Origin of the sequence: Synechococcus sp. CCAP 1479/9 (assembly GCF_019038535.1) — a bacterium.
Classification (GTDB): Bacteria; Cyanobacteriota; Cyanobacteriia; order PCC-6307; family Cyanobiaceae; genus Cyanobium.
In genome coordinates this window covers 376,368-396,381 of sequence record NZ_JAFKRK010000016.1, presented here as the reverse complement: position 1 = coordinate 396,381, position 20,014 = coordinate 376,368, and the positions used below count along the sequence as shown (strand labels likewise).

General features: G+C 67.5%; 28 protein-coding genes. 6 read left to right on the top strand and 22 right to left on the bottom strand.

Features of this window, described 5'->3' with window-relative positions; translation table 11 throughout:
* The 15 genes from KUG38_RS06255 to KUG38_RS06185 all read right to left on the bottom strand — a co-directional run bounded on the left by KUG38_RS06255 (position 1) and on the right by KUG38_RS06185 (position 8,942).
* Positions 1-486 (bottom strand): DUF3721 domain-containing protein, encoded by a 486-nt coding sequence (locus tag KUG38_RS06255; protein WP_216919911.1) that lies wholly within the window; start codon positions 484-486, stop codon positions 1-3.
* Positions 486-737, bottom strand: coding sequence for a DUF3721 domain-containing protein (locus KUG38_RS16905; protein ID WP_353617731.1), 252 nt, complete (start codon positions 735-737; stop codon positions 486-488). The genes KUG38_RS06255 and KUG38_RS16905 overlap by 1 nt, the downstream gene beginning before the upstream one ends.
* Positions 738-801: 64 nt before the next feature.
* Positions 802-1,311 carry a DUF4188 domain-containing protein gene (locus KUG38_RS06245; protein ID WP_216919907.1) on the bottom strand — a complete coding sequence of 170 codons (510 nt, stop codon included), beginning with the start codon at positions 1,309-1,311 and terminating at the stop codon, positions 802-804.
* Positions 1,312-1,330: 19 nt separating this feature from the next.
* Positions 1,331-1,612: an antibiotic biosynthesis monooxygenase gene (locus KUG38_RS06240; protein WP_216919905.1), complete on the bottom strand. Its 282-nt coding sequence runs from the start codon at positions 1,610-1,612 to the stop codon at positions 1,331-1,333.
* 6 nt (positions 1,613-1,618) lie between these two features.
* The gene (locus KUG38_RS06235) at positions 1,619-2,494 is read right to left on the bottom strand and encodes a bile acid:sodium symporter family protein (RefSeq protein ID WP_216919902.1); all 876 of its coding nucleotides are present in this window, start codon (positions 2,492-2,494) and stop codon (positions 1,619-1,621) included.
* Complete coding sequence (locus KUG38_RS06230; RefSeq protein ID WP_216919901.1) at positions 2,494-3,300, bottom strand: SDR family NAD(P)-dependent oxidoreductase; 807 nt, start codon at positions 3,298-3,300, stop codon at positions 2,494-2,496. Before KUG38_RS06230 ends, KUG38_RS06235 begins: the two co-directional genes overlap by 1 nt.
* 35 nt (positions 3,301-3,335) lie before the next feature.
* Complete coding sequence (locus KUG38_RS06225) at positions 3,336-4,670, bottom strand: SCP2 sterol-binding domain-containing protein (protein WP_216919900.1); 1,335 nt, start codon at positions 4,668-4,670, stop codon at positions 3,336-3,338.
* Between the two features lie 42 nt (positions 4,671-4,712).
* Positions 4,713-5,264, bottom strand: coding sequence for a TetR/AcrR family transcriptional regulator (locus tag KUG38_RS06220; RefSeq protein WP_216919899.1), 552 nt, complete (start codon positions 5,262-5,264; stop codon positions 4,713-4,715).
* 219 nt (positions 5,265-5,483) lie between these two features.
* A complete protein-coding gene (locus tag KUG38_RS06215) occupies positions 5,484-5,687 on the bottom strand; it encodes a hypothetical protein (protein ID WP_216919898.1) in 204 nt (67 codons plus the stop codon).
* Between the two features lie 90 nt (positions 5,688-5,777).
* A complete protein-coding gene (locus KUG38_RS06210) occupies positions 5,778-6,191 on the bottom strand; it encodes a hypothetical protein (protein ID WP_216919897.1) in 414 nt (137 codons plus the stop codon).
* A gap of 2 nt (positions 6,192-6,193) precedes the next feature.
* On the bottom strand, positions 6,194-7,183 hold the full coding sequence (locus tag KUG38_RS06205) for a hypothetical protein (RefSeq protein ID WP_216919896.1): 990 nt from the start codon (positions 7,181-7,183) through the stop codon (positions 6,194-6,196).
* Between the two features lie 87 nt (positions 7,184-7,270).
* Entirely contained in the window at positions 7,271-7,675 is a 405-nt protein-coding gene (locus KUG38_RS06200) for a GFA family protein (protein ID WP_216919894.1), read from the bottom strand.
* A gap of 94 nt (positions 7,676-7,769) precedes the next feature.
* On the bottom strand, positions 7,770-8,261 hold the full coding sequence (locus KUG38_RS06195; RefSeq protein ID WP_216919892.1) for a P-loop nucleotide/nucleoside kinase family protein: 492 nt from the start codon (positions 8,259-8,261) through the stop codon (positions 7,770-7,772).
* Positions 8,262-8,269: 8 nt separating this feature from the next.
* Positions 8,270-8,707, bottom strand: coding sequence for a cyclic nucleotide-binding domain-containing protein (locus KUG38_RS06190; protein ID WP_216919890.1), 438 nt, complete (start codon positions 8,705-8,707; stop codon positions 8,270-8,272).
* Between the two features lie 31 nt (positions 8,708-8,738).
* A complete protein-coding gene (locus tag KUG38_RS06185) occupies positions 8,739-8,942 on the bottom strand; it encodes a hypothetical protein (RefSeq protein ID WP_216919889.1) in 204 nt (67 codons plus the stop codon).
* A gap of 349 nt (positions 8,943-9,291) precedes the next feature.
* Here KUG38_RS06185 and KUG38_RS17260 point away from each other — a divergent pair, with 349 nt between their 5' ends.
* Positions 9,292-9,582, top strand: a complete 291-nt coding sequence (locus KUG38_RS17260) for a DUF3592 domain-containing protein (protein WP_502988682.1) — start codon at positions 9,292-9,294, stop codon at positions 9,580-9,582.
* Positions 9,583-9,679: 97 nt separating this feature from the next.
* Here the strand turns inward: KUG38_RS17260 and KUG38_RS06180 are convergent, their stop codons facing one another.
* From KUG38_RS06180 to KUG38_RS06160, 5 genes are all read right to left on the bottom strand, one after another.
* Positions 9,680-10,030 (bottom strand): cupin domain-containing protein, encoded by a 351-nt coding sequence (locus KUG38_RS06180; protein ID WP_216919887.1) that lies wholly within the window; start codon positions 10,028-10,030, stop codon positions 9,680-9,682.
* A gap of 132 nt (positions 10,031-10,162) precedes the next feature.
* Complete coding sequence (locus tag KUG38_RS06175) at positions 10,163-10,663, bottom strand: GNAT family N-acetyltransferase (RefSeq protein ID WP_216919885.1); 501 nt, start codon at positions 10,661-10,663, stop codon at positions 10,163-10,165.
* 114 nt (positions 10,664-10,777) lie between these two features.
* Positions 10,778-11,206: a HEPN domain-containing protein gene (locus KUG38_RS06170; RefSeq protein ID WP_216919883.1), complete on the bottom strand. Its 429-nt coding sequence runs from the start codon at positions 11,204-11,206 to the stop codon at positions 10,778-10,780.
* A 205-nt stretch (positions 11,207-11,411) separates the two neighbouring features.
* Positions 11,412-11,702, bottom strand: coding sequence for a tyrosine-type recombinase/integrase (locus tag KUG38_RS17255; RefSeq protein WP_502988688.1), 291 nt, complete (start codon positions 11,700-11,702; stop codon positions 11,412-11,414).
* A gap of 92 nt (positions 11,703-11,794) precedes the next feature.
* Positions 11,795-12,703 (bottom strand): MBL fold metallo-hydrolase, encoded by a 909-nt coding sequence (locus KUG38_RS06160; protein WP_216919881.1) that lies wholly within the window; start codon positions 12,701-12,703, stop codon positions 11,795-11,797.
* Positions 12,704-12,738: 35 nt separating this feature from the next.
* On the opposite strand from KUG38_RS06160, the gene KUG38_RS06155 reads away from it, so the two are divergent.
* Together KUG38_RS06155 and KUG38_RS06150 are read left to right on the top strand one after the other, a co-directional pair.
* Positions 12,739-14,043, top strand: a complete 1,305-nt coding sequence (locus tag KUG38_RS06155) for a diacylglycerol kinase family protein (RefSeq protein WP_216919879.1) — start codon at positions 12,739-12,741, stop codon at positions 14,041-14,043.
* Positions 14,044-14,053: 10 nt separating this feature from the next.
* Positions 14,054-15,610, top strand: a complete 1,557-nt coding sequence (locus KUG38_RS06150; protein WP_216919877.1) for a metallophosphoesterase family protein — start codon at positions 14,054-14,056, stop codon at positions 15,608-15,610.
* Positions 15,611-15,614: 4 nt separating this feature from the next.
* Here the strand turns inward: KUG38_RS06150 and KUG38_RS06145 are convergent, their stop codons facing one another.
* On the bottom strand, positions 15,615-16,262 hold the full coding sequence (locus tag KUG38_RS06145; protein WP_216919875.1) for an NAD(P)H-dependent oxidoreductase: 648 nt from the start codon (positions 16,260-16,262) through the stop codon (positions 15,615-15,617).
* A gap of 162 nt (positions 16,263-16,424) precedes the next feature.
* Between KUG38_RS06145 and KUG38_RS06140 the strand changes: the two genes are divergently transcribed.
* The gene (locus tag KUG38_RS06140) at positions 16,425-17,444 is read left to right on the top strand and encodes a methyltransferase (protein ID WP_216919872.1); all 1,020 of its coding nucleotides are present in this window, start codon (positions 16,425-16,427) and stop codon (positions 17,442-17,444) included.
* A 14-nt stretch (positions 17,445-17,458) separates the two neighbouring features.
* Here KUG38_RS06140 and KUG38_RS06135 read toward each other — a convergent pair whose 3' ends face one another.
* Positions 17,459-17,653: a hypothetical protein gene (locus KUG38_RS06135; protein WP_216912548.1), complete on the bottom strand. Its 195-nt coding sequence runs from the start codon at positions 17,651-17,653 to the stop codon at positions 17,459-17,461.
* 94 nt (positions 17,654-17,747) lie between these two features.
* Between KUG38_RS06135 and moaB the strand changes: the two genes are divergently transcribed.
* Positions 17,748-18,248 (top strand): molybdenum cofactor biosynthesis protein B, encoded by a 501-nt coding sequence (moaB, locus tag KUG38_RS06130; protein ID WP_216919870.1) that lies wholly within the window; start codon positions 17,748-17,750, stop codon positions 18,246-18,248.
* Positions 18,248-20,002: a mechanosensitive ion channel family protein gene (locus KUG38_RS06125; RefSeq protein WP_216919868.1), complete on the top strand. Its 1,755-nt coding sequence runs from the start codon at positions 18,248-18,250 to the stop codon at positions 20,000-20,002. The genes moaB and KUG38_RS06125 overlap by 1 nt, the downstream gene beginning before the upstream one ends.
* Positions 20,003-20,014 lie beyond the last annotated feature (12 nt).

Here is a 20,014-nt window from a genome sequence, read left to right as displayed (position 1 = left end):
TCAGGGGGTGGGGTGTTCCTCGCAGGGCATCCAGAGGGAGCCCATGGCGTGGGCCCCTTCGCAGCCGAGGTCCTTCGCCTTCCTCAGGGCCTCGTCGCGGCTGGGGTAGGCGTAGAGGTTCGGCTGGCCCTGGCCTGAGCTGTGGTTGTGGTGATGGTGTACCTGGCCGCTCGGGCTGCCGAGGCGGTAGGGGCCCATCCCCTCCATCCCCACCCACCAGACGCCCATCACGTTGACGCCGGCGATGAGGATGCCCATGCCCACGACGGAGGCGTTGATCACCCCCATCGCCACTGCCCCCAGGCTCAGCACCCCCATCGGCACGACGCCGATGCTGATCACCCCCATGGGCACGATGCCGATCGAGATGATGCCCAGGGGGGCGATGCCGATGGCCACGATCTTCGGCCGGCCACCGCAGGCCGAGGTGCCGATTGGAGGAGTGCCGCCAGAGGATGGATTCTCGGGCGCGGCTGGGTCAGGCATCAGTGGGAGCCGTGGCCGGACGTCCCGCCTTTGGTTTCGCCATGGGTGGCACAGGGCATCCACTGGTTGCCCATCTTGTGCGCCCCGGTGCAGTTGAAGTGCTTGGCGGCGGCTTCGGCTTCCGCCTTGTTGGCGAACACCGCCTTCTGGGCGCCAGGGCCGGGCTGCTGGGCCAGGGCGGGGGCGCCGCCGAGGGCGGCAAGGAGGCCGGCGGCGGCCAGGGGGGCAAGGGGCGACCGAAGGCGAGACACGGCGATTCCTGAAACGACAATCATTCTGGCAGTGCTGATCTCAAGGGGTGTTAGCGCTGGGAGCTCATGGGTTGTCATAGCTGGGCACGGTGGGATCGCCGTCCCTACCCAGACGGCGGCTCGCCGTTTCCCTGGCGCCGGTGGCCGGTTGATGGGTTCCGGCCCGGGCCAGGCCGAAGCGGGGCATGTTGCTGTAGACGCATTCATAGGCGCCGGCCTCCACCAGATAGGTCTCGTGCCAGATGCCGACGCTGCCACTGGCGCCGACCGCCTGGTTGAAGCGCTTCCAGGCCGGCAGGTGGGAGGCCTTCGGGTTCTTCGAGAAGCTTTCCAGCGCTTCGAAGGAACGCCAGTACTGAACCAGCCCCACACCGCGCCAGTAAAGGATCGTCTGGGCACTGAGCAGGCCGAGCTCGGGACTGGCCAGAAGTTCCCGCATCATGGGGCCCATCGCCCGCGCCACCGGCAGCCATTGGTGCAGCGCCCAGAGGCGATTCACCCGCAGGCCGATGAGGAACACCACGAACGGGCCCTCGATCTGGGTGGTGTAGCGGCCGGGGAAGACGGGGCTCATGGGGGAAAGGCACCAGCTGTCACAGCGTGCCGGCCTCCAGCTGATGCAGATACAGGAACTCCGGGGATTCGACACCGGCCTGCCGACGAATCTCCACCAGCTCGGGGGACTCGAGGAACGCCTTGGCCCTGGCGATCGAATCCCAGTGGGAGAAGTGCACCACCTTGTTGGGGTCGCTCGCGTCCCGGAGCACCTGGAACGACCGCTCGCCGGCCTCACGGCGCAGGCTGGCCGCCGCGTCGAACACCTGTTTCCAAGCCCCGTAGTCCCGCACGGCGTGGATGATCAGCACATGGTCCATGGGAGTTCACGCCCGGCGGGCTGAAGGGATGAGGCGCCTGCCACAGAGCACCGCGCCAAAGCCGGACACGTACATCAGCAGGCTGTAGACCGCCGCCGGCACCGCCATGTCGGGGTTGTTGAGCAGGCCGGCGGTGATGGCGATCGCCAGGGTTCCGTTCTGAATCCCCACTTCGATCGCGATGCACACCTGCTGGGCCAGGGGCAGCCGGAACAGCCGGCCGGCCAGGAAGCCCGCCAGCATGGCCAGCACGTTGAGCAGGGCGATGGCCAGTCCCATCTGGGCCAGAAACCCCGGCAGCTTGGGGGCCTCGCGGATGAACAGCAGCAGGATGATCAGCGCCAGCAGGCCCCCGGCCAGCCGGCCCATCTGCTTCTCCAGGCGCCGGGCCGGCCCGGGGAAGCGGTGACGGAAGGCCATGCCGATGGCCGTCGGCAGCAGGGTGATCAGCACGATCTGCAGCATGGTGGTGCCGATCGGCAGGCTGATCGCGGCCCCTTCCCCCAGGAAATGCTGCAGGGCCAGGTTGGTGAACAGCGGAATCGTGAACACCGTGACGATGCTGCTCACGGCCGTCAGCGTCACCGACAGGGCCACATCCCCCCGGGCCAGGTAGGTCATCAGGTTCGACGACGGGCCGCCCGGGCAGACGGCCACGACCACCAGTCCCACCGCCATCACGGGCTCCATGGGCACCACCAGGGCGATCAGGGCCCCCAGCAGCGGCAACACCAGGGTCTGGCAGACCGTGCCCACCGCGACCGCCCGGGGATAGCGGGTGATGCGCTGGAAGTCCTCGGGCACCAGGCTGAGGCCCATGCCCAGCATGACGATGGCGAGCGCCACCGGCAGCAGGACCACCGTGAAGACGCTGCTCTGCATCAGCTGCCTGCCATGCCCCGCATCACCGTGCCCATGATGCTCACCCGTGCCCAGCGCGGCAGGGGCACGAGCGACCAGCTCAGCAGCTTGGAGAGGGCGCCCGGCAGCACGGTGGTCTGCCGGCCCAGGGCCGCGAGGATCGGCCGGGCGATGGACTCCGGGTCCATGGCCGCCCCCAGGCGCATCCCGGCCCTGGCGGCGAAACCGCTGTGGGTGGGCCCGGGCGCCACGGCCAGCACGGCGACGCCATCGCCCTGGAGTTCCACCTGCAGGGCCTCGGCCAGGCTCTGCACGTAGGCCTTGGTGGCGGCGTAATGGGCCGCGTAGGGCATCCCCTGGAAGGCGGCGATCGAGCTGAGCAGCACCAGGCCGCCCCGGCCCCGCTCCCGCAGGCGACGGCCGAAGTGGTGGCAGGCCTGCAGCACCGCCCGGCCGTTGACCATCAGCATCTCTGTTTCGCTGGCGATGTCGGACTCCAGGAAGGGACCGGCGCTGCCGAAGCCGGCGGAGGCCACCAGCAATCCAACCTCCAGCGGATCGGTGACCCGGCGGATCGCTTCGAGGTGGTCCTCCCGGGCCAGGTCGACCGCGACGACCAGCACCTGCACGTCGTGGCTGGCCCTCAGGCTGGCCGCCAGGGTCTCGAGCCGGGGGCGGTCGCGGGCCACGAGCACCAGGTTCAGGCCGGCGTCGGCCAGGCGGCAGGCCAGGGCGCGGCCGATGCCGGAGGAGGCCCCGGTGACGACGGCCCAGGGGCCGTAGCGGTCCAGGAAACGCCGCTGGCGTCGGGTCGGGGCGGATGACATCGCGGCTTCGGTGAAGGGGGAGGTGAGGCGGGAACTCAGCGCGGGAAGCAGGCCGCGAAGCGGGCCAGCAGGCGGCGGTCGCCGCTGATCCTGAGGCGGCGGCGCAGCACCGCCCACACCGGGCTGCGCCGGCCGCTGGCGATGGCGAGCCAGAGGCGGGCGTCGGCGCGCACCAGCAGATCCGGGCTGCCGGTGAGCTCGCCGGGGGTCACCCGGAGCTGGCCGTCGTCGATGCTCACGGTGGCCCGCACCGCCTCCGGGCCGCTGAGATCGAAGTGGAAGGTGGCGGCCCAGCCCGTCGCCGGACCCCGCTGGAAGATCAGGGGCAGGGCGCCGAAGAACTCCCGCGGGCGGGTGGCCCGCAGGCTGGAGCGGATCCGCTGCACCCGCTTGTGGGGGAAGCGGCGACGCACGTGGGCCTCGGCGTCGGAGCCGGCCACCACGTAGACCGTTTCCTCCCGCTCGGTGAGCGGCTTGAGCACCCGTTGCACGTGGCCGGTGCGGTCATGCACGAAGCCGCCGAGCACGTCGTCGCCGGCGGGGCAGACCGCCACGCAGTAGGCGGCCTTGTAGCTGGGCTTGTAGGCCAGTCCCTGCCAGGTGGTGACGGCCTCATGGAGAGGGACGCGGTCGCGGAAGTCGTGGCGGTTACGGCTGTCCACCACCTCTTCGAGGACGTCCGCGAAACCGCTCATGAACTCGCGGTAGTTGTGGTCGTAGCAGGCCGAAAAGCGAAAGCCGCCACCGGGCTCGATGGCCCCCACGGGACAGGCCACCTCACAGAGGCGGCAGTCGATGCAGGGGTTGTAGGCCAGCGGCGCCGGCGCCTGGGGAACCTCGGCGCTGGTGAGCACGGTGCCGAGCAGCACGAAGGAGCCGAAGCGGGGATGGATCAGGTTGCGGTGCAGGCCCATCGCCCCCAGCTGGGCCGCCTGGGCGACGCGTTTGTGGGAGACGATCCAGGAGCGGCTGGGGAAGGAGCTCATGTCCATGGGGAAGGCCATGGGCGGGTTCAGGGCCCGGTGCCCCAGCCCATCAAGGGCCCGGGCGATGCGAGAAGCGATCTCGTCCACCGCATGGCCGGTGCGGTGGAACTCGAGGTTGGCCACGTTGCGGCGGGGACTGCGCACGTTCTCGGGGTGCATGCGCAGCACGATCGCCACCAGCGAGCGGGCACCTGGCATGGCGGTGAGCACATGGGGCACCTCCTCCGCCAGGTCGGGATGGTCGAGCGACACCCAGCCGGCGTCATCGGCGCCGGCCTCCAGGGCGATGGCCCGCACCTGCTCCAGGGAGAGGGGCGCTGGAGACGGTAAGGGTCCGCGGGAGCGGGCGGCCGCCAGAGCGGGGTGGTCGGGGGTCTTAGCCATGATGGTCGTCATGTCATGGGACAAAAAAAGAGAGGGGCCGTCTCAGGCCCCAGGCGAGGGCGCCGCCTCCAGCAGGCGGCGGGCCAGGGCGGGGTCGTCCACCAAGCGGGCCAGCACCACCGCGCCCACCATGGCCGAAGCCAGGTGCAGGGCCCCGTCGCTGGGCTCCGGCGCCGGCTCGCGCGGATGCAGCTTGCGCTCGATCGCCGCCAGCAGCCCGCGGGCCGCGGCCGCGAAGGCGGAGCGCACGGGGGCGGGCTGGCGGGCCCCTTCCGCGCCGAGGGCCGCGATCACGCAGCCCCGTTCGGGGTGGGCGAGGTGCTCGGGGGAGAGGTAGGTGGCGAGGCTCTGCTCCAGCGACAGCGACGGGGCCAGCGGACCGTCGGCGCTGGCGGCCGCCGCCGTGCGGATGGCCTCGGCCACCAGGGCGTCCCGGCTGGGGAAATGGGCATAGAAGGCTCCATGGGTGAGGCCGGCCCGTCGCATCAGGGCGGGGATGCCGATGCCTGAAAGACCGTGGCGACGCAGCTCCTCGGCGGCGGCCTCGAGGATGCGGGCGCGAACGGCCTGCTTGTGGCTTTCCGGGTATCGCATGATGGGCATCATGCCATCGGAGGCCGGGTGGCGGCCAGGCTGCTCCGCCGGACAGGGTGGACAGGCGCCCAGCAGGGGCTGCAAATGTCGATGAGGCAGCCGTTCGGGTCGACGGTCAGGAAGTGGCGCTGCCCATCGAACCCATTCCTGGGCTCTTTATGGATCGAATGCCCAGGCAATGGGTGTCTGCATGCTCGGCATGGAGCGGAACCTGAAGCCTCACACGGACGTGGAATCCAGCGCCCTGGAAAGGGCGTCGAGAAAGAAACCGCCCCACAGACAGCCCATCACCCCTGAGCTGGTGATCACCAGGGCGGCAGCGGCCATCTCCAGGCTGGTGAGCTGGAAGGGATGACCAGCGGCGAAGGGCACCGAAATGATCAGGACACCCATGGCGGCGCCACCAGCGAAACGCCGCGCCATGGCGGAGCGTGTCGTGCTGACAGGCGCTTCAGGAGCCATCACTTTCTCCAGGACCTCATTTGCAGAATTTTAAGCGGGGTAAGGCCTGCGTCAGGCTCCCGGACGAGGCTCCTTCCCATCCGTCAGCAGGCGCTCGAAGGCCTCGACATCCATAGGGTCCAGCCGGGCCTGATTTCGCCAGCGTTCCATCAAGCCAGTCCAACTTGGCTGGGCCACCAGATCGGAAAACAGAAAATAGGGCAATGAGCCTTTGACCCTGTTGAGCGAGCGGCAAATAAATTGAAAGCCCAGGTGGTCACTGCCAGGAGACCGATGGTCCAGCTCCGCGAAAAGCGGGTGCGTTTGATAGCCATCACCAAAAAGAAGTTGGACCCCCGACCATTGGCAGGTCCCATGGTGCGTAGAGAGCAGCATCAGCAGCTCCTTCTTCGGTAGGTCCCAGCGCTTGGACCTGGACTCCGCCCACCAGATGTGGACATCCTGAATCTCAAAGAAATAGCTCATGATCAGAAAGAGCTGACCAAGCTCCTGACATGCGGCTTGGAGGCACCATAACTGACGATGGCCACATCAAGATCAGCGTGTCGGTGAAGGTTCAGGGCCCGCTGGATGCCGCCAAGAATCCAGTCGGTTTCGTTGCCAAAAGCCCCGCCACCGAGAAGCGTGAGAAACACTCTGTTGCTTCCATGCTGAACCGAGTTAAGGATGGCGGTGCAGATCGTTGCCTCATAGGAGGCCTCCAGAACGAGCCTTGCAAAGGGCGCCCAGAGGTTTGAGGCATGCCGGGAATAGGCAACGGGCAAGGCGGAACCGTAGACCTGTGAAACGAGGTGCCCGCAATCCTTCAACGTCACCTGCGTCCGCCACTGGATGCCGATGCGAAGCAGCCGTCGCCATACGTCGCGTTGATCGTCATCCGCAGACTTCAGACGTTCTGAGATCTCAACCAGGCCTGCCTGCGAGGCCAAAGGGTAGCCGTTCCTCATCTCCCAGAGGCGGCCCTCTGTGTTTCCCAGAGCGTTACCGAGAGCAGCCAGGCAGTCGATCTGGTGGCGCGCTGATTGACCGGTTTGCCCGTTGACGTCGGCGAAGTAGTTGCGATAGATCGTTCCTGCCCCAGCTGCCATGGCACACGCCGGGCCCTGGGTATGGTCATGTTCATAGATTCCAACGCCGTGCTCTGGCGTCACATCTGGAGACACCATCTCAAGCAGATTGAACTGCGAGGCCACCTGAAACAGCGCCGTCGCGTTCGACTCATCGGCATGCAGATGCTGCACATTGGCGACGACCTCGCGCACCCTCAGGGTGCCGGACGGATAGGCGCTGGCCTGAACACGCTCTTGCAAGTCAGCCAACGACGGCGTTTCCAACCGGCCACAGGCGAGAACCCTTCCATTGACATGGGACTTCAAGGACTCGCCTTCAACCGTGATCCTCTCGCGAACTTGCCCTGGGGAGAGTTCTGAAAAGCCGGTCAGTTCTTCGAACCACATGGTTCAACGAATCCCGGGGGGGAGCGAACGCAAGACGGGCAACAGGCTCCAGCGCACTATCAAGGTCATGCACTGGAAGCTCAACGGTTAGTTCTGCGGAGGAAAGCGCTGAAACTGGGGAAGTTCGTGGGCGCTCTCCATCCAGGCAATGCGTTCTGCCACCTGGATCTGAATGCGCGCTGGTACGGCTTCAGGTGAATCGTAGGTAGCACTCTGGATATCAACGATTCCAGGAAGCCCTTCGGCGTTGTAGTAGAAGAGCCCAGTGCCGCAGTCCCCACAGAAGTGCCGTCGTGCCTGCTGCGACGACGCGTAGATTGTGGGAACACCCCGAGTCACCCGGAGGGCTGTCTCGGCATACATCGTCCAACCCACCACGGGTGCGCCTGCATGGCGGCGACAATCGGAGCAGTGGCAGAGGGCGTGGGTGAGCAGATCACCTTCGACTTCGTAGCGAATGGCGCCACAGTGACAGCCACCGGTGAGTTTCATGCTTCAGGTCCTCCAGGAATGGGACGAAGGGTGAGGTCGTGTTGCTGGCGTTGTTCAGCCATCGGCGTGATGCACGTGCAGAGGCTCGCGGGGTTCACACGGTGTACAGCTTGACGTTGAACCCCTCAGCCGCCTCCGGTGGCTGGAAGAAAGTGGAGATGTGCATAAAGTCGTCCACGCTCAAGTGATGGGAACCCGGTGGGCGCTCAAGATTTCGCCTGGCAATCCTTTCCAGGCAGACATTATCGGGAGTCTTGAGGAAATGCAGAACATGGTGCGACGAAGCCTGCTCGAAGAGGGAACGAAACCAGCGCCGGCCCGCTTGCGTATTGGCCTGGAAATCAAGCACAACGGATTGCCCGGATCTGAGCAGCTCAACCACGTGAGGGCCAAGAACCGCCTTGAGTCGCTTCGAGAACCGAACGTAATCATCAAAGGTGTTCATTGCGTCACCATAGAGAGCCAATAGCCAGACGTCCTCGGAGAGAAGGATGGAACCGTGGTGCTGCGCTAAAGCCGCCGCAACCGTCGACTTACCGGCACCTGCCTTGCCACAGAAGAAATGCAATGTGGCGGTTGTCGCCATCGCGTCATTCAGATGCTGAATCCGTAGGGAGCGGTGGTGACACGCAAGCGGCGGGCCAATTCCTTGACGATCCCCTGCACGATCTCGGGGTGTTCGGCCATCAGACTGTGTAAGGTCGACTGCTCGATCTGATAGAGGGTACTCGGATCGATCGCGCTCACCGAGGCCGAGCGGGGTTCCGGGTCGAGAGCGGCCAGTTCGCCCACCATCTCACCAGCCGAGAGTTCAACGATGGTCTGGCCACCGATGTGGACCCGCACCAGGCCCGTAGCGATCAGGTACATCGAGGTGCCGTGGTCTCCCTTGGCGAACAGCTGCTGGTTGGGCGCAAGCTGAACTTCTTCCACGGCATCAGCCACAGCAGCCAGAACGTCGTCGGGGGTGGAGGCGAAGATACTGGCCCGCCTGAGCCGCTGAATCTTGTCGTGCGGGGCCGTGCTGGTCATGGCACTTGGAGAAGGAGCATCTGAGGGTGGCTCAGACCGAGGACAATGACATCAAATTTAGCGTGCCATCCAGTCGCAGCAAGCTCGGCAAACAGATCCCATCGCATGCTTCCATTCGACATTCACCGCGATTGGCCAAACCAAACAAAAACAGCTTCTCAACGCTGTGCAGGCGAGAAATCACAGCCATGGCGTCTTGTTGATTCTCCAGAGCATCAATCAGAATCACATCCACATTGATTCCAATGGGAACACGTCTGGGTGGATTTGTGGTCACTGTAGCTTTGGCTTGGGATCTGGCTAAGGTTCGGGCTTGGCTTTCATCCCTAGCGGGTCAGCCTGAGCGATGGGTTAGGCCTTGCGTATGTGACTCGGCCATACTGAACACAGCATGCGCGTGCTACAGACTGCATTGATTGCAGTCAGCCTCGGCTTGATCCTCGCCGCCACTTTGGGAGGTGGAAGTTACTTGTTGTCGCGCAACGTCCCGATGGCCATTGAGGGATGGCGTTCCCGGTATTGGCCAGCAGTGGCGGGGTGCTGTTGGCACACATGTCGTGATGCTGCACTAAAGGTTTTCCCTGATGGGGCGAACGTACTCAGGCACGTGCCAAAGCCTTGACGACGTAGGAATCATCAAGAGCACCGAGGTTGCTCAGGACGAGGCAGATGATTTACCGGCGCGAAGCTCTGTGCAAATCTTCTACGATCCCAAAGACCCCAGCAAGTCTCTACTGAAACCGGTACTCGCGGTTTCCGGGGTGCCAGGAAGCCACATCGGAGTGCTGCTGGTTGCAGGAGCTCTGGCGCTGGTCGCGATCGGTCTGCATCTGCGCCCGTACCACGCCAAGAGGCACAGGAAACGGCAGACCTAATCTCAAGCTAAGCGGTGGGCAGGAGCTAAGTGCGCTGACTCGGCGTCTCTGGCCCCGGCGATTAGATCTTGATGCCAGGTATCTCGCTCATGATGAACTACACCAGCTCGAAGCCCAAGGCTGCAGGAGTAACGACGGAAACAAAGACAAGCGGATCTTGACCGGTGTTAAGAACACCGTGGACTTCTCGGCGATGGGCTACCAGCACATCTCCCTGGGCGATGGCAATCGACTCTCCGCTAGCACTAAGGCGGTACTCTCCGCAACCCGAAAGAATGGTCCATGTATCTTGGCCATCAGGATGCACATGGGCCGAGATCTGCTGGCCGGGCTTGACATACCAAGCAACCACCGCTGCGTCAGCCGACTCGGTGATGACTGAGCGAATGGGCTCACCATCTGCTGGTTGGAGAAAGTCTGTGACCTTGAACAAGCGCTGCGGGCTCATTATGGACTCAACGGAACAGGGTTTGGCGAGGTTTAGCAACAAAAGCGGCCCAGCGGTTCCTGGAGGCCGAACGCTTAGCAGATGAACTCTACGCGGAACAGCAATTGATCCATTCCATTGGCGTGATGGGCATCAGCGAACGGTATCAAGCCTATCCAGATCTTTCGTGAAGATCACACGGTCTTGACCCTCCCCGTCATAGCTCACGGCGACGGGCACGCCGTCGACCTTGTCGTAGGAGTCAAGAAGAGAGAAGCCAAGGCGACGATGGAAGGCCATCGAGTTGCGATTGACCGGAGAGGTCACGCATTGGGCCGTGCGGCAGCCATGGGAGGCAGCCGCAGCAAAGAAATGCCCGTAGAGGAGGCGCCCCAACCCCTCTCCACGACGGGCGGGATGCACGCCTAGGAAGTGGATGTAGGCCTGGTCGGGAAAGGTCTGCGAAACGAAACCGACGAGGAACCCAACGATCTGACCATCATCAACGGCGGTGAAGCTGGTAGAGCGGAAGTGGACGAAGAAGAGCTTCGGGAGCATGGAGGCCATAGGCCGACCACCCCACCATTCATCGACAACCGAGATGATCGATTGATAGTCGTCCGGTTCCAGATATCTGATGACAACCTCGGTCATAGCCTCCTACTCAGCAGACAGCATGATTAACGCTACGCATCAGCCGCCCGCAAGGCTGGCGGTTCGGCTGCATGCGTATGTTAGGGAGCAATACGCGCTGCCGACGATGCGGCATCATCTGGATAAGATCCTTTGAACTAGATTCGGGCGCGAACTGCCAATAATTCTCGCGATCAGTTCTTCCAAGGTTGATTGCGACATAGAAGAAACCAACCGCATTGCATTTGGCCGATAGCGCGAAGGATAGGGATATTCTCCATCCATTAGATATTGGCGATTGAGTTGTTGAATTGACGCAATCTCGTCGTCGCTGAATTGGATATCGCGACAATGATCGGAGGCGAGTGCGTTTAGGTCGTGGGTACCAGGGTATGTTCCGATCTTGTCCCAAAGATAGAACTTGAAGGCCAATTCCAGCGCAAGGCCTTGGCAGTGCATTCGGGGACCAGATGTGTTGCTGGAACCGTGATCGGCAAGCGTCCTTGCTGCAGAAAGATAGTCGCCGATTCCTTTCCAGTTGATTTCATCGGAGTAGGTTTTCACCCTGATACTCGTGCGTACGTTTGCAGTGCTGCCTAACAGCATTCTGGCGGGTCCGCTATCCACCCTGCTTGAGGTGCTCCGGCGGCATAAGAAGCCTTCGAGACCATGGTCATAGCTTGGAGCTCGATCCAGCGTAAGGCTTATCTCTGGCGTTGCTCTTTGGTGACGGGGTCATGGGCGGCTTCGAGATCCTGCGGTTCAACCGCTACAGAAGGTGCACCGGGCTCATCACCCCACAAAGGCCGCGATTCAGTACACGCGTATAGATCATCGTGATCTTCACGTCGCTGTGCCCCAGCAATTCCTGGATGGTGCGGATGTCCTGGCCACGCTCCAGCAGATGATTCGGCAAGGGCTCCATCAGGCTGGCGGGGAACACGGTGACCCGGTCCTTGTCGCGTTTGCCGCTGCGGACGGTCACTTGCCTGACCTCAATCTCCACATCCTGCAACTGGAGCCGTTGCAGCACCTCCCTCGTCTCCGCCACCGTGAACACCCTCAAGGTTGCCCACAGCCCCCTTCCTCCCGGTAACGATCCATCAGCCTCGGGCAGGGAGTCGGAGCCATGGGAACAAGGCGGAGCCGCCTTCAGGGTTCCCCGCCCCGGTCCTGCCGCACCCGCGCCAGAGTCGCCTCCAGCTCGCGCCGCCATTCGCCGGGGGCGAAGGGGTGCCAGCGGCCGTGGCCGGGCAGCAGCCAGCGCACGTCCAGATCCAGCAGCCGCTCCACCGAGCGCACCTGCTCCTGCCAGTCCCACCAGCAGTAGCGGCGGGACGCCACCACCCCCGGCGGATCCACGCCCCACCAGAGGTGGTCGCCGCTGAACAGCACCTGACCGGCGAACAGCACCGCCACCGAGCCGGCGGTGTGGCCCGGCACCGGCAGCACCAGCAGGTCGTCGTCGAGGGTGATGGGTTCGGTGCCCTCGAAGCGGTGCTCCGCCTCCGGGGCGGCGTCGGCATCGGCGCTGTGGATCCAGCGTTCGGCGCCGAAGTGCCGGGCCCAGGCGTCGTGGTCGGCCACGTCGTCGCGGTGGCTGAGCAGGATCCGCTGCAGGCCGCCGAGGGCCCCGATCCGGCGGGCCAGGGCGCCGCTCCAGCGCGGTGAATCGATCAGCACGTTGTTGGGCCGGCCATCGGCGCGGCGTCGGGTGATCAGCCAGCTGCTGGCCCCGAAGCTCTTGCGCGAGGCCCAGCCGCCGTAGTGCACCTCCCCCTCCGGGCGGCTCGTGATCAGGGCCGGAAAACCATCGGCCGGGCTCCGGGCCAGCAGCTCCCGGGTGGTGCCGATCGCCGCCACCGGGCAGGCCTGCAACGCCAGCAGCGCCGCGCGGGTTTCGCCCTCGCTCTGGGGCTGGGCCCACACGTGCGACGTGCGGCCGGTGGGGGCGAAGTGGGCCGGATCGAACTGCCAGCAGGTGCCGCAGTCGATGCAGGTCCGATCCACATAGAACGGCCCGGGGGTGTTGGCGGCCAGGCGCTCCTGGGGACGGGCCATGGGAAGGTGGCGGCGACGCTCCTAGCCTGATCCCCATGGCCCATGCCCTGGCGCTGCTGGCAAGTGCGTCGCGTCGTGAGGCGCTGCTGGACTGGCTCGACCGGCAGTCGCTGGCGCTCGCCGGCTTCCCCCTGCTGGCCAGCGCCGAACTGGCGGAGCGGCTCCGCAGCGACCCTCGCACCGCCCAGCTGCGGGTCACGCCGCTGGCGGCCCTCGCCGAGGGGGGTGACATCCAGGTGGCCGCCGAGGTGCTGGCCGGTGCGGTGGACCTGGTGGTGGCCTTCCTCGATCCGGCCGCGCCGGCGGGCACGTCGCCCGACGCCGGGCTGCTGATCCGCGCCTGCGATCTGGCCGCCGTGCCCCTGGCCCTCAACGCCGCCACCGCCGAACTGGCCCTGCGCGGCCTGTCCCACGGCCGCTCGGCCTACCTGCTGTTCAATCCCGTCGCCGGCCAGGGGGATGCCAACGCCGATCTGGCCCTGATCCGCTCAATCCTCGAACCCCAGCTGCTGGTGACGGTGCTGCTCACCCGGCCCGGCACCGACCCGGCCGACCAGTGCCGGGAACTCGTCGAGCTGCTCCAGGCCCGGCCGGCTGACGAGGCGGGCAACGCCATGATCGTGGCCTGCGGCGGCGACGGCACCGTCTCGGCCGTGGCGGGGGCGGTGGCGGGCACCGGCATTCCCCTCGGCGTCATCCCCCGCGGCACCGCCAACGCCTTCGCCTCGGCGCTGTTCATCCCCACCGACCTGGTGGCCGCCTGCGAAACGATCCTGGCCGGCCACACCCACGTGGTGGACGCCGCCCGCTGCAACGACGTGCCGATGACCCTGCTGGCCGGGGTCGGCTTCGAGGCCGGGATGGTGGATCGCGCCACCCGCGAGCTCAAGACGATGCTCGGCCCGCTCGCCTACGTGCTCGCCGGCGCCCAGCAGCTGGCGTCCCAGCAGCCGTTCCGGGCCCGGGTCGAGATCGACGGCACCGTCACCGACGTGCAGGCCGCCGCCATCACCGTGGCCAACGTGGCCCCCGCCACCTCGGTGCTGGCCCAGGGCTTCGGCCGGGTGATCCCCGACGACGGCCTGCTGGAGGTCACCATCGCCTCCCCCGCCACCCGCCTCCAGGGCCTCAACGCCCTCGCCTCCCTGCTCACCTCCGCCGTGGTGCAGTCGCCCGTCAACCACCCCGATCTCCTCTGTCTGCGGGCCAGCCGCATCACCATCACCACCGACCCGCCCCAGCGGCTGGTGATCGACGGCGAGATGCTCGAGGCCGACCCGGTCACCTTCACCTGCCTGCCGGGCGCCCTGACGGTGTTCGCGCCGCTGCCGCCACCGTGAGCGGGCCCCCATGAACCTGGCCACCGAGGCGGGCGTCGCCACCAAGATCCGCCGCATGGCCGACCGGGTGCGCTGGGGCCATCCCGCCCTCGCCCGCCATGGCATCGACCCCTGTCGCCTGGCGATCGACGGCGATCCGGACAGCCCCGAGGCCTTCTCCTTCCTCGTGCTCGGCGACAGCGGCACCGGGCTGCATCGCCGAGACACCCCCCAGCGGCGGGTGGCGGAGCAGCTGCTCGCCCATGGCGCCGATGCCCGCTTCCTGCTCCACACCGGCGACGTCGTCTACCCGGTGGGCTCCAGCGAGCAGTACCCCGACAACTTCATCCGCCCCTACCGGGAGTGGATCGTGGGCGGCGAGGACTGGGAGCGGCTGCGCTACGACCGGCTCGTCTTCCGGGTGCCGTTCCTGCCGGTGCTCGGCAACCACGACTACTACGACCTCCCCCTGCCGCTGGGGCTGCTCGCCGGCGTCACGGCGCCGCCGCGGCGGCTGCTGCGCTCCTGGATCCAGCTGGATGTGGGCTGGCACGGCTCCTTCGTGGGCCAGGCCTGGGCCCGCGCCTTCCTCGATGGGCTGGGCGCCGTGCCCGAGGCCGAACTGGAGGAGCACCTCGCCCGCACCCGCACCGCCAGCGTCGACGGGGCCCGCTGCCTGCTCTACCGCCCCGGCGCCTTCACCCGCCTGCCCCACCGCCACTACAGCGTCCGCTGGGCCGGGATCGATGTGTTTGCCCTCGACTCCAACACCTTCAACCAGCCCCTGCCGGCCGGCGCGGACGACGGCCAGCTGCGCCGGCGCCGCCAGCGGCTGGACGCCGAACGGGCCACCCTGCTGCTCTCCCTGGGCCCCCTCGGCGGCGACGAGGACGCCCGCGACGACCGGGCCGCCAAGGCCGAGCAACTCGACGAGCAGATCCGGGACATCGACAAGCAGCTCGAAGGAGGTCCGCCGGCGGTCGACCAGGAGCAGCTCGACTGGTTCGCCGACGCCCTGATCGCCTCCTGGCGCAACCCGGACGTGCGGGGCCGGCTGCTGGTGCTGCACCATCCCCCCTACGTCACCGAAACCAGCAAATGGGACCAGGGCCAGACCCTGGCGGTGCGGGCCCGGCTGCGCGGCGTGCTGGATCGCGTCGCCGCCGCCCTCGGGCCGCTGCCAGCCGGGCGGCCCCTGATCGATCTGGCCTTCAGCGGCCATGCCCACTGCATGGAGTTTCTCCAGACCGCCGACACCGGCCACGGCGATGCCCACATTCCCTGGCTGATCTGCGGCGGCAGCGGCTACAGCCTGCGCCGCCAGCGGCGGGAGGGGCCTCTGCTCCAGGAAACCGTCGACGGCCGGGAGCGCCCCCTGGCCCAATCCCGTCTGTTCCTGGGCCGCTCCGGGCGCGGCTCGAGCCTGCGCCGAACCTATTCCGGCCTGCGGGTGGAGGTGGGCAGCGGCACGCCGCTGCGGCTCCGCCTCATTCCCCTGGTGGCGGAGAAGGCCGAGGGCCGCTGGCGTCACGAGGCCCTCGATCCGATCCTGCTGCCAGCGACAGGGCCGGCGTATCGGGGCGGCTGACCATTCAGCGGTGTTCGATCACCGCATCGAGCGGGTAGCGGACCTTGGCCAGGTCGGCGTACTTGTCGGCCGGATCGCGATAGCCGGCGACGCACACCACGGCACTGCGGTAGGGACTCCCCTCCAGGCCCAGCAGGCGGTCGTAGTCGGGTGGCGAGAAACCTTCGATCGGGCAGGTGTCCACCTGCAGCAGGGCGGCGGCGGTCATGAAGTTGCCCAGGGCGATGTACACCTGGTTGCTGGCCCAGCTGGCGATGGCGGCGCTGCGGGGGCCGTCGACCAGATCCTTCTGCATCAGCTGCCGGTAGCCCTCGAGCTGCTCCACCGGCACGCCGCGGGCGGCGCTCGTGGCCTCGATCAGTCGCGTCAGATCGGCCAGCTCGATCGTTCGCCGCGCCAGGAACACCACCAGGTGGGAGGCATCGGTGATCTGGGACTGGTTCCAGGAATGGGGCCGCAGTTCGGCGCGCAGGGCCAGATCCTCGATCACCAGGAACCTCCAGGGCTGCAGGCCGTAGGAAGAAGGGGTGAGCACCAGCGCCTGCTCCAGCGCCTCCCACGTGTCAGCGGGAATGCGGCGGCTGGGGTCGAACTGCTTGGTGGCGTAGCGCCAGCGCAGGGCGTCAAGCAGCTCGGAGGAGCTCAGGGTCATGGCTGGGGAGCGCGGTGACGGGTGGTCTCGCCCGGAACCTAAGGGGTCTGCTCCCGTGGCGTCTGTGTCGGCGCACCGGTCACCCGCGGTCAACAAACCCCCAGGGATGACCCCGGTGCAGGGCAGGTGTAGACCGGCAACGCCCATCCCCGCCCCACTCCCATGGACCCCAGCGCGGACCTCACCGGCCTTTTCCTGCAGCTCGCCTGCGGCAATTGGATCACCCAGATGCTGCATGTGGCCGCCGAGCTGGCCGTTGCCGACCATCTGGCGGCCGCCGGCCCCGAAGGCCTGACGGCCGAGGAGCTCGCCGGCCGCTGCGGTGCCGATGGCGAGTCCCTGTTCCGGCTGCTGCGGGGTCTGGCCAGCCTGGGCGTGTTCGCCGAGAGCGAGAGCCAGCCGCGCCGCTTCGTGCTCACCCCCCTGGCGGAGCTGCTGCGCAGCGACCACCCCGGCTCCCTGCGCCAGTTCGTGCGCATGCTCGGCGGCGAGCACTACGACGCCTGGACCGACCTGCTCCACAGCGTCCGCAGCGGCGAGAGCGCCTTCCGCCACCACTTCGGCGAACCCGTCTTCGACTGGTACGGCCACAACCCCGAACGCGGCGCCATCTTCGACGGCGCCATGACCGACTTCTCCCGCGTGGAGACCGAGGGGCTGCTGGCGACCTGGGACTTCAGCACCGACCGCCACCTGATCGACGTGGGCGGCGGCCGCGGTGGACTGCTGCAGGCGGTGCTGCGCCAGCACCGCCATCTGCGCGGCACCCTCTTCGACCAGCCGGTGGTGGTGGCGCCGGTGACGGTGCCGCCGGAGCTGGAGGGGCGCTTCAGCGTCGTCGGTGGCGACTTCTTCGCCAGCGCGCCGGCCGGCGGCGACACCTACCTGCTCAAGCACATCCTCCACGACTGGGGCGATGACGCCTGCCTGACGATCCTCGGCCACATCCGCGCCGGCCTGGCCCCGGGCGGGCGGCTGCTGATCCTCGAGCAGGTGATCCCCCCGGGCAACGATCCGGCCCCGGGCAAGCTGCTCGATCTCAACATGCTCGTGATGACCGAGGGCGGCCGGGAGCGCACCCCCTCGGAGTACGCCCAGCTTCTGGAGCGCGCCGGCCTGCGCCTGGCGGGGATCCACCCGACCCCGTCACCGGTCGCGGTGGTGGAGGCGGTGGCGGCCTGAGCGCGGCCCCCGCGTCACACCAGCAGCCCGATCACCAGGGCGATGGCCCCGCCGATGGGGCCAAAGAAGAAGAAGCTGCCCATCGCCGCGGCCAGCTCGCGGTCGTGGCGGGTGTAGAGCTGCAGCACCAGCACATAGCTGATGCCGGTGCTGAGCAGGAAGCCCGCCAGACCGAACAGCAGCCCCCGCCCCAGCCGTTTCCAGGTCATCCCCGGGTTCTCCGCTTGGCCTGCTTTCCTCGACAGTCAGTGTGCCAGAGGCGTTCTCCGCCCTAGCGTCGGAGCCAGCCCAGCCCCAGGATCCGTGAGCCTCTCCATCGCCCTGCTCACGGTCTCCGACACCCGCAGCCTCGCCGACGACCCCTCGGGTGACGCCCTGCAGCAGCGGGTCCAGGCGGCCGGCCACCGGGTCGTGGAGCGCACCCTGGTGCCCGACGACCGCTACCGCATCCGCGCCGAGCTGAGCCGCTGGATCGCCGACCCCGCCGTCCAGGTGGTGATCAGCTCCGGCGGCACCGGCCTCACCGGCCGCGACGGCACCCCCGAGGCCGTGGCGCCCCTGCTCGACAAGACCATCGAGGGCTTCGGCGAGCTGTTCCGGGTGCTCTCCTTCGAGACGATCGGCACCAGCACCCTGCAGAGCCGGGCCCTGGCAGGGGTGGCCAACGGCACGGTGGTGTTCGTGCTGCCCGGCTCCCTCGATGCGGTGTCCACCGCCTGGGACCGGCTGATCCGCGCCCAGCTCGATGCCACCACCCGCCCCTGCAACCTGGTGCAGCTGCTGCCGCGGCTCACGGAAACCTGATGCGGCCCTCCGTCCTGCGGCGGCGGACCCGCCCCTGGTGGCTGGGGGCCCTCGCCCTGCTGCTCAGCGTCGGCCTCTGGTGGCTGCCACCGGCCGGGGCGGGTGCCGCCACCACCGCCGATGGCAGCGGGGCCCGTGGGCCCGGGACGGGCCCGGCCGACCCCGGTGGCGTGGTGGCCGCCGGCAGTTTCGAGCTGGCCAAGGTGCGGATCCTCGGCGTTCCCGCCCTCACCGTGGCCTCCCCGGTGGTGGGCCATCAGGACAATGCCCCCGACGCCCGGCGCCGCGCCGAGGTGATCGAAGGCAACCTGCGGCTCCTCTACGACCCCGAGCAGCTCTGCAGCGAGAGCGAACAGATCGCCGAGTGGATCCTGGTGCGGGTGCTGGGGGGAAGTGATGGGGCCTGTGAGCCGTCGCCGCTCCAGCGGGTGAGCGGAAGCGCCCCCGAGAAGCTGGTGGTGGAGCGCCGGCAGCTGCCGGGGGGCGATGTGGTGCTGGAGGCCAGGGTGCCGGAACGTTCCGAACCCCTGCCCCTGCTCACCATCACCCGGGCCGATGCCAGCCTCAACGGCGTCAGCGCGATGGCCCTGGGTGAACGCTGGCAGCAGCGGCTGCAGCGCCGCCTGCGCCATGCCCGCAAAGTGATGCAGCCGGCCGATCTGCGCCGCCGCTGGCAGTTCACCCTCACGGTGCAGCTGGCTCTGGCCCTGCTCACCGCCGCCACCCTCTGGCTGTGGCGCTGGAACCGGGTGCGCTGCGCCGGGCTCATCAGCCGCCGCAGCCCCACCCCTGATCGGGCCCTGGAGCAACGCCTGCAGCTCCACCAGGTCTTCGGGCTGGTGCTGCTGCTGCTGGTGCTGCTGCAGCTGATGGTCATGCTGGCCCTGGGGGTGATGGCCGTCCCGGGCAAGGTGCCCCTGGGGCTGCAGTTGCTGCTCCAGCCGGTTCATTCCCTGCTCAAGGTGCTGATGGTGGGGCTGGCCGCCCTGCTGGCGCGCTCCCTGGCCACCTTCCTGCTGCACCAGTGGGCCGATGGCTCCAGGGTGCCGGTGGAGGAGCAGGCCCGCCGGGAGCAGCGGCACCGCAGCCTGCTGCGGGTGAGCCATCGCCTGATCGATCTGGTCTGCATCCTGGTGGCGGCCGGCTGGATCCTGATCGACATTCCCGGGATCCGGGCCGCCTCCTCCTCCCTGCTGCTGGCCGGCGGCGCCCTGCTGGGCGGCCTGGCCCTGGTGTTCCAGGGGCTGCTGCGGGACTTCGTCGCCGGCCTCGCCGTGCTGATCGAAGACCGCTACGCCATCGGCGACTGGGTGGAGATCGATGGCCTCGAGGGGGACGTGGTGGATGTGGGTGTGCTCAGCACCCAGCTCCACTGCTTCGACCACCGGGTGGCCGTGGTCCAGAACAGTGCCTTCGACCGGGTGGTGAACCACACCAAGCTGCGCTCCGGGGAGGAGGTGAAACTGCTCATTTCCCACCGCTGCACCGCCATCGGCCAGGCCCTGGCGGTGGTGGCCGACGAGCTCGCCACCTTCCACACCGACCCCACCTGGGGCCCCCGCCTGCTGGCGCCCCCCCTGCTGCGGGGCGTCAGTGCCACCGGCCCGCTGGGCATCACCGTGAGCGTCCTGCTGACCACGGTGACCGGCGAGCAGTGGGCCTGCTCCCGCGAGCTGCAGGGGCGTCTGGTGGCCCGCTTCCAGCGGGAGGGGATTCCCCTGGCCGATGGCCTGGAGCTGGTCGGGCGGGGCTGATCAGGTTGGGCC